The following is a 16,080-nucleotide window of genomic DNA, read 5'->3' on the forward strand; positions in this document are numbered from 1 at the left end:
GAACGATGCTCGATGCGTGAATGACCTCCCGGTCCGGAAACATGTGGATTGTAGGTTCAGCGCGTCCGGGAGTTGACTTTCGATCTGGCACGGGCTACCTTGTACTTTACATTTCGACGGGCTCTTGAGCTATGTGAAATCGCATAGGTTATGCTATAAGACTAACCGGGTGAGAATATGCGGACGGGCAGTTTGGTATTGTTGATCCTACTGGGGAGTGCGGGCAGCGCGGCGGCGCAGGCTGTCGAATCCGGAACCGTGCGCGGATTCCTGCAGGGGAGTTGCGCGGGGTGCGCGTATGATAATTGGATGAGCCACGTGGTCGAGGGCGTGGCCCGGCCCGGCTATAATGATTTTGGGCCGGCGTTCTTTGATCCGCAGTTGAACGGGTTCGGGCACTTCTCGACGATTCCGTCCACTCCCGAAGGCGATGCGACGCTGACTGCCTGGCGGAGTGTCTTTGATCACGCGCTGGTTGGGGACTGGAGCCTCGCGGAGACGGAATTGGCCGCGGCGGACAGCGCGTGGAATTACGAGTTGATCGAGCTGCAGGACACGTCGATGAGCCGCGCGTTCTATGTCTTCCGCGAGCGGTTGGACAGCAGTTTCATCGACCCGAACGTGGATACGGTCCTGACGGATGATGTCATCGGCAGTTTCCGCAACGGTTGGGGCGTGTTCGTCTTCAACCCGGCGGCAGCGCGGCCGCAGCTGGTCATGCAGGTGGTGCATCCGCAGGACGACTTCATGGCCGGTCCGATTGCGATCGAAATGTTCTGCCGGATGGATGCCTATCTGCTCATGATCGCGGGGGCGTCGCGGGAAGCGGTGTGGGACAGCCTTCATCCGCCCTACGACAACTCCAAGTCGATCAGCGACCCGAGTCGCAATGAGCGGACGCCGTTTCACGTGTGCTTTCAGGCCGTATTCGATGCGCGAGACGCCGGGCCGCTGTCTCCGCTGGTCACGATGCAAATGCATTCGTACGATACGGGGCTGCACGCGAGCCTGTGCGATGTTCAAATCTCGGCCTTTGCCGATGACCAACGGCCGAACATCCCGCTGCGCGATCTGGCGGAACATCGCGACCTCGTGCATTACCTCGGCCGCAATCCGCTGAATGGGATCAGCGGCCATCCCACGGTGACGCGGCGCGTCGATCAGTATCTTTCGCTGTGGTGCAGTCCGCGTTACAGCTACTTCGGACCCGTGGATACGCTGCTGATTCCGAGTATCACCGATCTGGTCGGCGCCGGCGTTAACCGACAGGGCCAATACAGTCATACCGCTCACCAGATTGACATCGATCCGGAAGATTTCATGCATGTCGAATTGGACGAGTACCCCGACGGATTGTGGACGCCGGTGCAGTGGGAAGATTGGTTGACCGGGCCGATGCCGGCGACCACCGCGACGTACGCGCTGGCCTTGGAGTATTATGATCCGTTCATCGCGGCCATGGACAGTGCGCTGCAACATACGTATTTCGAGAGCGATGTGACCGCGCCGCCGGCGGTGACCGTGCAGCGCGTGGACTATGCCGGGCAGGATTGCGTGCGGGTGTACTGGGCGCCGCCCGCGGCGGACCGCTGGTTCGACAGCTACCGAGTCTATTATGATACGACCGTCGTCTCGACAGCGTCGCCCGTTCGCACGCGCACAAGTTCCGGGTTGTCAACGCTGGCGCAGTTCGGCACAACCTCGGCTTTGCTGAAGAACTTGACCGGCCCGCTGGAACGCTATGAATTCGCCGTGGACAGTCGCGACCTGTGGGGGAATCAGGCCGGGCTTTCCAACACGGCGAGCGTGAACTGGCACCTCGTTGCAGGAGAGTTCAATCCGCGATACCTCGGCCTCGCGGACTCTTGCAGCTTCACACAATTGAGGTGGAACGTTAGCGATTCGCTCCTGCAGTCCGGTGTCTGGCAATTCACCTTGCCGTCGCCGCTGATACCGGCCTGGGAATATGCTGTCGAGCCGTTGGATGTGCGACCGGCGGAGAACGTGGCGGAGCATCTGCTGAGTGCGACCGCAAGGCGAATCGGGGGAGCGGCGTCGCAGACCATCGAGGTGCAGGTCGAATGGCAGGCTCCGTTTTCGACCAGCGCTCCAGCGCTGTTCGCCGCGGAGTTGCCGGTGCTCAGGAGTACGGGAACTGACGCGGGTATGCAGTTCACAACGGACGGCGATTCCGCCTGGTTCGTGTCCGCGGCCGATACGGTCAGCCGACGGCTGATGATCCGGCGGGTACCGCTCGCGATCGACACGTTGGGTCCAGTAGCGACGCTCGCATTCAACGGCGGCCCCGCGTGCGCGGTGAAGGCTGCGGAGGAACTGATCGGCGCGCTCGGTATCCAGGTCCTGCGCGGGGATTCAACCATCAACGCTCCCCTCAACCACGTCGAGCTGGTCGTGTTGGACTCCGTTCAGCACTCGTTCGTGATCATGGATTCTGTGATTGCAGCGGACTTCCTGGCGCCGGACTATCCGGATGCCGCGGCAGCGGAGAGCCTGTGGACGAACCTGAGCGAAGGCTGCAATCTGCTTTGGATCGCCGCCGGAGACGCCGCCTGCAATCATGCGGTATCCGAACCCGTTGCTCTGATCCGGGATTCGCGGCCACCGGCAACGCTCATCCTCAATGGTCAGTCCGCTCCGTACAATAACACGCCCGGATCGGACCGTTACGGAGCCGCGCGGATCGCCGGTGATGTCGATATCGAAATCCGGCTGAATCCGGATGCCGCTGCCGTGGGTTGCTATGCCGAATCGGGGAGCGCGGCGATCAGTTACGACTACAGCGTCTGGTGGCCGTTGCCCGCGCCTGACCTGACCGCTTACCCCACGTCCCCGGCCGAGGCAGAATCGCTGTGGACGTGGATGATGAGTCAGATTCCCGCCGGCGCCAACGGCGAGCGCTATCGATTCTACGTGCGGAGTTGCGACTGCGCGGGAAACTGCGCAGTGGACAGTTTTGCCCTGGAGATCGATCTGACTCTGCCGGAGAATTCCGTGACGCGGATCGATGCCGCTCCCGGTGATCTGCGCGTGTGGCTCGATTGGGAATGGGCGTATGATGCGGCCAATGCGGTGGCCATGGAAATCTGGCGCAGCCCAGACTCCGGCGAGTACCCGGTCTATGCACAACGACAATGGGCCGATATCGACAGCGTGGACGTTTATCCGAAAGCGTATCCGCCGGTTGGTTGGACCCTCGTGGTCCAGCAAGCCGCCGGGAACGGAACGAACTCGGCGGTATATTCCGGGACGAACGGTCGCGGTGAACTCGTCCACGGCGGTGAGGCCGCCCGGTACTGGATGGATGGCGATGTGAGCTGGAATGACAGCACTCCACACCGGGATGTGTACCGTTACGTGGCCTTCGTGTCCGACGCCGCGGGGAACTGGTCGCGGGCATCGGCTTACGTTGACGGACAGAATTGCGGCTTCGCGACCAACTACTGGTTAGGTGATTATTCGCGGGACATCATGCCCGGACCCAATGGTTCCGCCGGGGTCGTCGATGGTCCCGATCTGGGACTGTTGGCCGCGAACTATTTCATGGACTGTCCGCCCGCGCCTGCCATCTATGATATCGGGCCGACACTGCCCGATCCGCTTTGCGGATTGGGCAGAGGTGTGCCGACCCCTGATGGACGGGTGGACTTTTTCGATCTGGCAACATTCAGCCACAACTTTGGGCAGCTCGCGGCGGGCGGATTCAGTCCGCCCGCGGTTCGCGGAAATTCGGGTCGGTCAACAGACGATGGCGCGCGATTCGTGATCTCGGTCGTTCAAACGGATAATCCGGACCCGGAAACCGCTATGTTCGCGGTCACGCTGTGCGGTGCTGCCAGCCATGGCGTGCGCGTGGCGGAAGCGACGCTGGTGCTCAGTCCCGCGACCCTCGATCCGACGACTTGCGATATTGAACCTGCGGAGCCATCGGCCGAGCTTTCATTCGTCGCGGCCGGAATTAGCGGAGACGCGCATGCGATGGGGGTGGCGCTGGCGGCCCTGGGAACGGGTGCCGCGTTGCCGGAAAGTACGACCGTCGCCATCATCGCCGTGCCGCGGGGCCGCGATGGTGTTGCGACCGCGCTGCAGGTCAGCCGCTGGCGATTCTATGACGGCGTGAACCTGAGCGAGGGACAAGCCACGGACGCGCCGGTCATCGCCGAGAACTCCGTGCTTCCCGGCAGCTACCAGCTCTATCCCAACTATCCGAATCCGTTTAATGCGAGCACGCGGATTCGCTTTGACCTGCCGGAATCAGGCCCTGTGGAAATTCGCATTTACAATTTGACGGGACAGCAGGTCAGGATGTTTGTTGACGAATACCGAGCCACCGGCTCCTACAGCGTCGAGTGGGACGGTCGCGACGGGAGCGGAATCCGACTTGGCTCGGGTCTCTACTTGCTCAGAATGAGCGCGGGAGACTTCGTGGCCGCTCAGAAGCTCGTGCTGCTGCGCTGACCGGCGTCATCAGTCCGGAAACTCGCAGGCTCCGACGATCAATCGGAGCCTGTTGTCATTCCGTTTCGTTGGTTCCCGATCTCGCCGCCCGACGGGAAGTTGCCGCGCCGCTGTGGTGCAATCGTGCTGTGATGGTTGATTTCCACCAGCCGGGGTTGCAGTCCGCGGATTAGCTGGACTTGAAGCCATGCTAACTGCTGTTCAAACAACGGACTCGTTTGCCTGCGGGCTGGCACGGATGCTGCGATTTGCCAACCTGCGCGCTGATGCCCAGTCCAAGCAAATCCGATGTGGAGCAGGCCCTAATGATCCGGTTCGTCATTCTCATTCTGACCCTCCTCTGGGCAACCGCAATGGCGATGCCGCCTCACCCTGAACTGGTCGAGCGGATCGACCGGGGCGACATCTCCCCGCCGTTTTCGCTGGCACACGATGCGGAGATTGAAGCGCGCGGAGTGGATGCGCCGACGCGGATTCCCTATCTGGACCGGTTGCGGGACCGACGGACGCTGGATGAAGACTTCCACGCCATCGCAATTCTAATCGATTTCAGTGACAACACCTCCCGCACCGCGGCTTCGTCCTTCGACAATCTGTTGTTCGGCAGCGCGCAGGGGACGCTGCCGCATTTTGTTTCACAAGTGACTTACGGCGCGCTGACGGTCGTGACCGTGAACCTGCCGAGCGCGCTGGGCTGGCACCGCGCGCCGCAGTCGTATGCCTATTACGTGAACGGGCAAAACGGGTTCGGATCCTATCCGCGCAACGCGCAAAAGTTGACGGAAGATGCCATCGCCCTCGTCGATCCGGTGGTGGATTTCGCTCCTTACGACAACGACGGCGACGGCTACGTCGATGCGCTGTTCATCGTGCACGCCGGGTCGGGCGCGGAATACACGGGGAGCAATAATCAAATCTGGTCGCACAAGTGGCAGACCGGGTATCCGCAGCAGGTGGACGGCGTGACCGCCTCCGTTTACTCCATGGAGCCGGAACTCTGGGCGAATCCCGGTGACATGACCGTCGGTGTGTACGTGCACGAGCTGGGGCATGCCGCGTTTGGCCTTCCTGATCTCTATGATTACGGCAATGACTCGCACGGACTGGGTCGCTGGAGCTTGATGGCCGGCGGTTCGTGGAACGGAACGCTGGGCAGCTCGCCCGCGCACCCCGACGCGTGGTGCAAGATCCAGATGGGCGTGGTGACGCCGACGATTGTGACCGGCAGTCAGCTCGGCGCGTCCATTCCCGCGGTCGAGAACAGCGCGACGATATTCAAACTGGTGCCCAGCGGCGGCGGAACACAGTATGCGCTCGTGGAAAACCGGCAGCAAACCGGATACGACGCGAGCCTGCCGGGCAGCGGGCTGCTGATCTATCACGTGGACGACGCCGTCGCCGGCAACAACAATCAGTGGTACCCGGGGCGCACAAACTACGGCCACTATCAGGTGGCGCTGGAGCAGGCCGATGCGCTGTGGCAGTTGGAACAACGGACCAGCTCCGGCAACAGCGGCGATCCCTATCCCGGCTCGGCAAACAACCGAAGCTACAACGCGGGCAGCAATCCGAATAGCCGCAACTACAGCGATCAACTGACCGGAATCGCCGTGCAGAACATCGGCAATTCCGGTGCCTCCATGACCGCCGACCTCTACGGCGCGCAACCGGCGGCGATCACGCTGACGGTACCGAACGGCGGAGAAGCGTGGTACGTCGGCGATGCCGATACGATCCGCTGGTCGGCGTCGGGATTCTCCGGGAATGTAGCCATCGAGATTAATCGCAACTTTCCTTCGGGCCCATGGGCGGCGATCAGTTCGAGTGCCACGAATTCCGGCTGGTATCGCTGGGGGGTCACCTCCGGGGCGACGACGAATGCCCGGATTCGGGTGCGCAGCGTCAGCTATCCCGCCGTGCGGGACAGCTCGGACGCGGTGTTCACGATCGCCGCGCGCACCATTACGGTGACCGCGCCGAACAGCGCCGTGGTGTGGCTGTTGGGTGACAGCGCGGATATTACGTGGACCTCGCAGAATCTGTCCGAGAATGTGAGCCTCGAGATCAATCGCAGCTATCCCTCATCCAGCTGGTCCGCGATCGCCTCCAACATCTCCAACAGCGGCTCGTATCGCTGGCGCATCGCCGGTGCGGCGAGCGGAACCTGCCGCGTGCGAATCAGCGGCGCGGCACATCCGACGATTCGGGACACCTCCAACGTCAACTTCCGAGTCGCGGCGCGACAGATCACGGTTTCCTACCCCAACACGGCGGTCACCGTCGTCGCCGGCGATTCCGCGAATATCCAGTGGACGTCCGCGTACATGACCGGAGAACCGGTGCGAATCGAATTGAACCGCGCGTATCCGGTGGGAAGTTGGGAACTGCTCGCGGATTCGACCGCCAATGACGGCAGCTATCGCTGGGGGATCACGGAGCCGTTGAGCACAACGGCGCGGGTGCGTGTGCGGGGCACGGTTCACACCACAGTTGGTGATTCGTCAAACGCGAACTTCATGATTGCGCGGCGGACGATCACCGTCACGCGGCCCAACACGAACCTCACGTGGCTGACCGGAGGTGCCGACACGATTCGCTGGACATCAGCGAATCTGGCGGGAAACGTGCGCGTAGAGCTGAACCGTGACTATCCGGGTGGAAGCTGGGAGGTGCTGTCGGCCAGCGGCACGAACAGCGGTTGGTATCGCTGGAACGTATCCGGACCGGTCACCAGTTCGGCACGGGTGCGGGTCTCGGCGGTGAATTACCCGGCGGTGGGCGACACCTCCAACAGCGACTTCGCGTTGGTGACGCCGTCCGTGACGGTACTGGCTCCCAACGGCGGAGAATTCAAACTCGAAGGCGACAGCGATACGATCCGCTGGACGTCAACTCATCTTGCCGAGAACATGCGGATCGAATTGAACCGGACGTTCCCGTCGTCCACGTGGGTGACGCTGGCCGCGAGCGTACCGAATACGGGAACCTACGTGCGGACGGTTCCGGCGGGCATTAGCACGGCCGCGCGAATCCGGATTACCGCAATCAATCATCCGAGCGCCAGCGATGCGTCCGACGCCAACTTCACCATTGCGAGGCGCTCGATCACCGTGACCGCGCCGAATACAGCCGTGGTGTGGCTCGTCGGAGACAGCGCGAGCATCACGTGGACATCGCAGAATCTGCCGGAAAACCTGAATCTCGAAATCGACCGCTCCTATCCCTATTCCACATGGACGGTCCTGGCCTCCAATATCCCCAATACGGGAAGCTATCGCTGGTTGGTCGCGCTGCCCGCCAGCGGCACGACCCGGATTCGCATCAGTGGAACCGCGCATGCCACCGTGCGTGACACGTCCAATGTGAATTTCCGTATCGCGGAACGAGCGATTACCGTCACCGCCCCGAATACCGCCGTAACTCTGATGCTTGGGGCCGCGAGCAATATCACGTGGTCGGCGCCGTATCTCTACAGCGAGTTTGTGAGAGCGGAGCTGAACCGGACGTACCCGGCAGGTGAATGGGAGCTGATCGCGGACTCGACGGCCAATGACGGTTTGCACAGTTGGACCGTGACCGGACCGCTGACGACTGCCGCGCGCATTCGCGTTACCGGAACGGTGCACGCGAACATCAGTGACATTTCCAACGTGAACTTTGCGATCGGAGTGCGGTCGATCACGGTGACGCGCCCGAACGGCGGACAGATTTGGGTGATCGGTCGCGCGGATACGGTGCGCTGGACTTCGACGAACATGAGCGGCAATGTGCGAGTCATGTTGAATCGCGGTTATCCCGCGGGAGCGTGGGAGACGCTGGCCTCCAATGCCGCCAATAACGGTTCCTATCGCTGGGTCGCGGCTGGCGCGCTGACCGAGACCGCGCGCATCCGGGTTATGTCGATCAACTATGCCACGGTGGGTGACAGTTCGGACGCAGATTTCGCCATTCACGCCGGCGGTGAGCCGCTGCCGGGGGGAGGTCAAGTGGCTGGCACGACAGGGACGGGGGAGGGGATCCCCGCCGAGTATTCACTCGATCAGAACTTTCCGAATCCGTTCAATGCATCCACACAGATTCGCTTCGGCCTGCCCCAGGCCGGACTCGTGAATATCACTGTATTCGACCCGCTGGGTCGCCGCGTGGCCGTGCTCGTGGATGAGCAGCGAGCGGCAGGCATTCACGTGTTGACGTGGGGCGGCGATGATGGCAATCGCCGCAGCCTCGCCTCGGGAGCATATCTGTTGAGACTAACGACAGCCGACTTCAGCCAAACCCGACGCATTGTACTCATGCGGTGAGGGACATGCGGAAGGCAACGGAGAGCAGTGGGGGTTGGTCGCAAAGGGGAAAAAGCAGAAGGGGACAGCCGGATTGGCTGTCCCCTTGCTTCCTGAAGCGGACCGAATAGTCTCTGAACCGGCTACTCGAGAACCGGGGTTGCCGCCGGCAGCCGATAGGTCGAAAACGCACCGGCCTCGAAGGTCACGTGATAGTACCGCTGCGCCGGACTGGGAACAATGGTCGCATCGGTATAGGTTTGTGCGGTGGTGGAGTCGATCAACGCGTAGGAACCGCCGAACGTTGGCGCACGGTAGATCTTGTATTGAGTGGCGCCCGGATCGACCCGCCAATCGAGCACGATGTTGCCGGCAACGGGGCGAATCGTCAGCACGGGACCGACAATAATCGAGTCCGTGCCGGCGACCGACCAGCGGCCCAGATCATCACGCGTGCGCAGGCCGAACAGATGCAGACCGACCGGAAGTCCGGTCAATAAGACCGCCTCGTCCTCAATTCCTTCATCCCACGTGCCGTCGCCGGGAAGCGGAATCGGCACCCCGTTGCCCGGACCCGGATCAACATTGATGAAATACTCCGCCGCCGTCAGGTAGCGCTCCCCGCCGCCCGCGAAGGGTGAACTGACAATCAGATACGCGCGATGAACTGGACCGATGCGGCCCAGATCATCAAGCGAACGCAGGTCGAAGTTATGTAGGCCAATTGCCAGTGCATTGGTAGCGAAGAGTTCATTGAAATTGACAATCCCGGCATCGGCATTATCCACGGGGACAAAAGCCCCACCGTCAATCCGGTATTCCATTTGAGTGACCAGACGCGGACCCGAACCGGCGGTGTTCGAAATGACCAGATAACCATCGTGCACCGGGCCGACACGACCGAGATCATCGGTTGAACGAACTTGCAGACGATGCAGTCCGTTCGTCAAACCGGCCGTGGCGATAATCTCATTCAGATTGACGATTGCGCCATCGACAACATCCACGGGCGTGAACGCGCCGCTGTCGAAACGATATTCCAACTGGGTGACGAGGCGCGTCGCAAAGGCCGCCGTGTTGGAGACGACAAGATAGCCATCGGTCACGACACCGGTGCGACTCAGGTCGTCGGTGGCGCGAATGCGAACACGATGCAGGCCATCGGTCAGACCGACCGTGGAGACGATGTCGGCGAAGTTCGCGATGCCCGCATCGGCGACATCCACATTGGTGAAGGAACCGTTGTCGACTTGGTAGGACATTGAAGTCACGAGTCGGGCAACTCCAGACGCCGGGGAGAGCAGTAACAAACCATCCGTTGCTATCCCCCAGATATTAGTCCGGCCGGCCGTGAGACTATCCGGTCCGCGGACACTATCCGCCTTACAGCGAATCTTCACTCTGGTCAGTTGACCGGCAGTGAACGAACCCGTGGCGACACTGAAGGCCAGGCTCTCCTGCGCCTCCGGAGTGCCAAGGGCGATTGCGGTACCATTGCCGAGGCCGGGATCGACTCCGGTAAACCATTCACACTGGGTGACCACGGCGGATTGCGCGAAAACGGATGAGAGCGAAAGCAGCAAAGCGATAAGTAGCTGCGGCAACAACCGGCTGCTCCGGTCGGCCCCCCCCTTGCCCCCCCGTGAACGGAGCGGGAGAAAAGGCAGAAGAATTCTCTGCTTCATGACGAGAATCTCCTGTGGTTTAGTATTGCGGACCGACGCGACCGAGAGCAGTAGCGTTGACGGGGGTGCCGACGCCGACGAGATTCGGATTCAGAAGGATGTTGACCGCCCACGGGTAGTTGGGAACGCCGTTGTCCACGAGCGGCTTGGGACCGCCGTACGCGCCGCGATCGGATTGCGAGCCGTCGGTGAAGTCGAGCAGGCTCGGGTGTCCGGAGTTGATCTGTGCCGCACCGTTGGTGGGATCGAGATTCAGATTGGTCGTTCCCAACACGTAGTTCAGCGCTTCATCGTAGTTGACAAACGGATCCGTGGAGAAGCTCAACGCGTTGGTACCCGGAGCGGCGACTGCCGTGTGGGAGGAGTTATAGTCCCAGACGCTGGAGGCATTGTAACTGCCCATTGTGGGGGTGGCCAGCCAATCGTAGAAGACGTTGTTGATGCCGATGACGGGTCCGCCCGCGGTACTCAGAGCGAGCACCCGTTTCCAGTTGAGAAATACGCAGTTGTAGAGTTCAACCGTGCCGGAGGTGGCTGTGCCTTCAATTGCCCACACACTCGTGCTCGTGCTTCCGCCCTGATTAACAATAACCGTATTGCGGATGGTTGTCGGGTAGCTTTGACTGGTGACCTCCAGCGCGTAGCCGCTGGTCTGCGAAGACAGAATGATGCAATCCTCGATGGTCAGACCGCGACCCGTTGCACTGACGTTCGGGTCTGTCCATGTGATGCCGCGATTAGGGTCGGTCAGAATCAGGTAACAGCGTCGAAAGGTTACCGAGTCCACGTTGCTCAAGCCGCGAAAACAGTAACTCGCCGTACTGATGCGCATGCCCTCAATAGAGGTTCGATTGGCACCTGATCCGTTGAAGTCCCATTGGGCCGCGCCCATGTTTACGATGGTCTGATCCCAACCTGCACCGATGTAAGTTAGGCGCTTGTTGGCCTCGTTAATAGTAGCGGTGGAGTACGTACCGGGGCCGACGAGAATGGTGTCACCGGTCACCGCTGCGGTCGCGGCGGCGTTAAGTGTGGTGTAGGTCCCCGCGCCAGTGGCGGACACATAACGCGTGGTGGCGGCGGCTGGCAGGGTGTAAAGCAGACCAAGAACGGTCAAACAGAGCAGGGTTTTCATCATCGGTGATCCGGTGTGGTTGTTATAACTTGCTAATTCGAGTCCGTAAGTCCTATTATACCCAAATGAGCGGCGAATTCCAATAGCACACAACAATTTCCCCATGTGTGCCTCGAACGGCTTAGATGGATAATGACGAAGTTCGTGACAGTTGCCGGGTCACGATGTTTGGCGGGGAGAGGCGGGACATCATGGCAGGACACGAAAAAAGGCGGGCTTCTGCCCGCCTCACAGCGTCCGGACACTGAACTTTTGGGTCGGTCTACTTGAAACCCTCGACGGCTTGTGGTACCGAGGCGAAGATATCGAACACGCGATTGAGTTTGCTTATATTCATGATATTTTGTACGGTATCGTTGAGTCTGGCCAGTTTGATGTCGCCTCCGACGTCAACCAGCAAACCTCGAGCGGAGATCAGCGAGCCGAGGCCCGTGGAATTCAGCCAGTCCACGCCGCCGAAGTCCAGGATGATCTTGGTGCGATTGTTATACAGGGACGACTTCACGGTATCCAACAGCTCCGTCGTGTCGGGTTCGCCCATCAGCCGACCGTTGAGTTCAATAACGGTGGCATCGCCTTCGTCGCGGGTGGAAATGTTCATAGGGAGAGAGTGACGGTTGAACCACAAAAAGTATCGCAATATAAGCTCATTTGGGCACAGAATCAACCCCTCAGACTGCGGCGACGAGCAGGGCTGTCAAGACGAACCGAGGTTGTAAGTATGGGGGAATCCCGCTATATTGACAAGCCATGTTGTCCGTCTCAACAATGTCGCCCGATTCGGCGGCGGATTCCTGCGATCGTCCTCGTGTAATTCGGTGGCTGATCGTCGGCATGCTTGTCGGTTTGCTTATGCAGACCGAACTGGCCGCCTCGGCCCATGAGTGCCATAACGATGAGCATCATGGCCATGACTGCGCACTGTGCCAGGTCCTGACCTCGCCGGCGCAAACTGCTATTTGTACGTCGATTACGCCGACATCCGAGGAGTTTGTGGCCGTCCAGACGGCGCCTCAGACTCTTCACTGCCTCGCTGTTCCCTCCCCCCGCGCATCCCGCGCGCCTCCGGCCCGCTAACCTCCAGTTCAGTGTTTTCGGACAGCTTCGTCGGCCGCCATGGTGGCCGACCGTTACTGTTTGGTTTCAAATTCACTATTGAGGTTAGCTCTATGCAATATCTACGCACCGTCCAGTGCTTGTGTGCATTTTTGTCATGTGGACTCCTCTCGCTTGTCTATGGCGGAGTCACGAACCCGGACATCTCCGTCATCGGTCAGATGCGGGTGTTCAATACCGCCGACACGACCGACCCGAATCATGACCGGGGTCAATTCGCTTTCGATGAGACCGAGTTGGTCTTCGACGCCTATCTGAATCCCTATGCCAAGGGGACGTTCGTATTTGCCGTCGTCCGGGAGGAGGGGATTGAAGTCGAAGAAGGCTTCTTCCAGATCATGCGCGGGTTGCCGCAGGGGTTCGCGATCAAGGCCGGAAAGTACCGGACCGGATTCGGCAAGCTGAATCCGGTGCATCCGCATGCCTACCCGTTTGCCGAGCGGTTCGGCGTACTGGCGGAGTACCTGCCCGGGGAGGAATCGTACAACGAGATCGGCGGTCAACTGTCGTATCTACTTCCGCTGCCGGGCACTCTGGCCTCCACGATTTCAGTGGATGTGCTGCAAGGTAACAGCTTCAAGGTTGACGCAGATGAATCAGGGCAAGCTCGACCTGCCGTCCTTGGCCGCTGGTCGAACTTTTTCACGTTGCACGGCGAGTCGTCGATGGAAATCGGACTCTCGGCGACACAGGGAACGAACCATGCGGTGGACGGCACAACGACGACCGCAACTGGTGCCGATGCAAAAGCGAAGCTCTGGCTGAGTTCGCTAAGTTCGTTGACCTTGCAGGCGGAGTTCCTGGGTCTGAACAGGGAATATGCTGCGTACAATGACGAAGGTGTGGCGACCGGGACCGAATCCCTGACCCCCAACGGCGGCTATTTTTTCGCCGACCTGAGCCTGCGCAAGCGCTACAACGTGGGCTTCAGCATTGAACGCTATCAGCAGGCGACGGATGAGCAGCCGTGGAACCAGTCGCTCGGAGTCTTCGCGGGCGTAGCGCTGATGGAAGAGAGCACGCTGTTCCGGCTGGTACTTGATCACAATCAAGCGGGAGAAGGACAGGACTTCAACACGATTACCGTGCAGGCGGTGTTCTCGATGGGGCCGCACAAAGTTCACCAATTCTAACCGAGCGGAGCCAACTGATGAAGTACATATTTCTGGCTTCGATGTTCGTGATGAATCTCTCCACGGCGGCGGTGGCCCAAGTGACCGTGGCCGCTGCGCTTCCCGACTTGGGCTCGATTGCCGCTTATATCGGCGGAGATCGTGTTGAGTGTTTCTCGATTGCCAAGGCCGCCCATGATCCGCATAGCGTGGAAGTGCTGCCGACTTACATGGTTAAGGTCTCGCGCGCGGATCTCTATCTGAAAGTCGGGTTGGGACTCGATCCGTGGTCGAGTCAGATCATCGACGGCTCGCGGAATGCCAAGCTGAAAGTGGTGGATTGTTCCGACGGCGTTCCGGTCCTGGAGCGACCGACGGTCGCGGTCAATGCATCGATGGGGGATGTTCATCCCAGCGGCAACCCGCACTACTGGCTCGACCCGGCAAACGGAATCCGGATTGCCCGGACCGTCGAGCGTGCGTTGGCCGCGGTTGATCCCGACGGTGCCACGGTGTACGCCGCCAATCTCGAAAAGTTCGCGGCGGAGGCGCAGTCCCGTATCGAAAAGTGGAATGCGGCGGCGGCTGACATCCCCAATCGCACGGTGGTTACCTATCATTCGTCGTGGGCGTATTTCGCAGCTGCATTCGGGTTTGAGATTGCGGCCAAGGTGGAACCGGTACCCGGCATTCCGCCGACGGCCTCGCACCTGAAGGAACTGGTTGATATGATTCAGGCGAAACAGATCAAGCGGCTGTTGCAGGAACCGTACTTCTCGGACGATGGAAGCAACTACTTGAATCGGCAGACCGGAATTCGGGTGGTCAAGCTGTCACCGTCGTGCGCTGACGTGTCCCCCGAGTCGTACTTGCAGCATTTCGATCAGATCTTCGAGGCGATGCGGTGACATTCCGGGCACATGAAGACATGTGCCGCGGCGGAGACAAACTTGATGATTGAAGCACTCACATATCCGTTCATGTGGTGGGCGCTGGCGGCCTGTCTGGTCCTGGCCGGAATCCACGCGTACCTTGGTTTCCATGTCGTCAAGCGGGGTGTGATTTTCGTCGATCTTTCGCTGGCGCAGTTGGCCGCGCTCGGCATGGCGATCGCCATCGCGACAGACCTGCACGATCACCCACTGGCGGCTTACTTGTTCCCGGTGGGAATGACCCTGATCGGGGCGGTCCTGTTCGCATGGCTGAGACGACTCGCCCATCGCGTTCCGCTGGAGGCGTTCATCGGAATTGTGTTCGCGACGGCGCAGGCACTTGTCATTCTCGTGTTGGAAAAGACGCCGTCGGGAACTGAACATCTCAAGGAGACCCTGATCGGCGGGATCTTTACGGTCGCGCCGGAGTTGGTCGTCAAGACCGCGGTGATTTATGCGCTGATCGGCGTGCTCCATTTTGCCGTGCGCAAGCCGTTGTTCGCGATCAGCGACGATGCGGAGGCGGCCGCGCGCGCGGGATATAAGATCTTCTGGTGGGATGTGCTGTTCTACGCGACGTTCGGCATTGTGGTGACATCGTCGGTGCGAATCGCCGGAGTGCTGCTCGTATTCGCGCTGCTGGTGATTCCCGCCGTCGCCGGGGTGATGACATCCCGGCATTCCGGCTTGCGCCTGGCGGTGGGGTGGGCGTTCGGATTCGCGGGCTGCATTCTCGGTTTGCTGGCGGCCTTCCGCCTTGATGAACCGGCGGCGCCCACGATTCTGGCGATGATGACGGCCATGCTCGCCGTGCTGGGCGCGGTGCTGTGGATCAGGCGGCGGCTGGTCCCGGCCGCCGGAAGGTGAGAATTTCATTGCATCTAACCCACAAAATCGCGATATTTGGGCTGGTGGAGAGAAACGGGCGTCATGCCCGTTTTTCGTCGGGCGCGACCCCTAAATTACTATGTTTTAAGACCTTGAAGGCGAATCCGTGGCTTCGAGGTCGTGTACCGCTTTTTGAGGAATCCTGATGGCTTTCGTGATTACGGATAAATGCCTGGGCGAGCGTTATGCCTCGTGCATGCAGGTATGTCCGGTGTACTGCATCTATCCCGGCGAACGGGATGGACAGCCGTTTGCCGTGATCGATCCGCAACTCTGTATCGACTGCGGCGCGTGCGTTCCGGAGTGCCCGGTGGAGGCAATTATTGAGAATCCCGACGAGGATGTCGTTGCGGCGGAGATCAACGCGCAGCTTTCGCCCGTGTTTAAGGGCAATCCGATGCCAGAGATTCGCCCCGCGACGGATCCGCCGCGACGGGGGAACGTGTACTGAAAACG

Annotated in this window: 9 protein-coding genes; 6 read left to right on the top strand and 3 right to left on the bottom strand. The window is 60.4% G+C overall.

Features of this window, described 5'->3' with window-relative positions; all coding sequences use genetic code 11:
- Nucleotides 1-177 precede the first annotated feature (177 nt).
- Together HZB60_12170 and HZB60_12175 are read left to right on the top strand one after the other, a co-directional pair.
- Nucleotides 178-4,476, top strand: a complete 4,299-nt coding sequence (locus HZB60_12170; protein MBI5060522.1) for a T9SS type A sorting domain-containing protein — start codon at nt 178-180, stop codon at nt 4,474-4,476.
- 305 nt (nt 4,477-4,781) lie between these two features.
- The gene (locus HZB60_12175) at nt 4,782-8,777 is read left to right on the top strand and encodes a M6 family metalloprotease domain-containing protein (GenBank protein ID MBI5060523.1); all 3,996 of its coding nucleotides are present in this window, start codon (nt 4,782-4,784) and stop codon (nt 8,775-8,777) included.
- A 122-nt stretch (nt 8,778-8,899) separates the two neighbouring features.
- Here the strand turns inward: HZB60_12175 and HZB60_12180 are convergent, their stop codons facing one another.
- The 3 genes from HZB60_12180 to HZB60_12190 form a co-directional block, all read right to left on the bottom strand.
- Nucleotides 8,900-10,360: a hypothetical protein gene (locus HZB60_12180; protein MBI5060524.1), complete on the bottom strand. Its 1,461-nt coding sequence runs from the start codon at nt 10,358-10,360 to the stop codon at nt 8,900-8,902.
- Nucleotides 10,361-10,460: 100 nt separating this feature from the next.
- Entirely contained in the window at nt 10,461-11,579 is a 1,119-nt protein-coding gene (locus HZB60_12185; GenBank protein ID MBI5060525.1) for a hypothetical protein, read from the bottom strand.
- A gap of 259 nt (nt 11,580-11,838) precedes the next feature.
- Entirely contained in the window at nt 11,839-12,177 is a 339-nt protein-coding gene (locus HZB60_12190; GenBank protein ID MBI5060526.1) for an STAS domain-containing protein, read from the bottom strand.
- 568 nt (nt 12,178-12,745) lie between these two features.
- Here HZB60_12190 and HZB60_12195 point away from each other — a divergent pair.
- The 4 genes from HZB60_12195 to HZB60_12210 all read left to right on the top strand — a co-directional run bounded on the left by HZB60_12195 (nt 12,746) and on the right by HZB60_12210 (nt 16,075).
- Nucleotides 12,746-13,825: a hypothetical protein gene (locus tag HZB60_12195; GenBank protein MBI5060527.1), complete on the top strand. Its 1,080-nt coding sequence runs from the start codon at nt 12,746-12,748 to the stop codon at nt 13,823-13,825.
- A gap of 17 nt (nt 13,826-13,842) precedes the next feature.
- A complete protein-coding gene (locus HZB60_12200) occupies nt 13,843-14,712 on the top strand; it encodes a zinc ABC transporter substrate-binding protein (protein ID MBI5060528.1) in 870 nt (289 codons plus the stop codon).
- 45 nt (nt 14,713-14,757) lie between these two features.
- Nucleotides 14,758-15,603: a metal ABC transporter permease gene (locus HZB60_12205; GenBank protein ID MBI5060529.1), complete on the top strand. Its 846-nt coding sequence runs from the start codon at nt 14,758-14,760 to the stop codon at nt 15,601-15,603.
- A gap of 166 nt (nt 15,604-15,769) precedes the next feature.
- Nucleotides 15,770-16,075: a ferredoxin family protein gene (locus tag HZB60_12210; GenBank protein ID MBI5060530.1), complete on the top strand. Its 306-nt coding sequence runs from the start codon at nt 15,770-15,772 to the stop codon at nt 16,073-16,075.
- Nucleotides 16,076-16,080: the final 5 nt, after the last annotated feature.

The sequence above is a fragment of the candidate division KSB1 bacterium genome (genome assembly GCA_016214895.1).
Taxonomy (GTDB): Bacteria; Electryoneota; RPQS01; order RPQS01; family RPQS01; genus JACRMR01.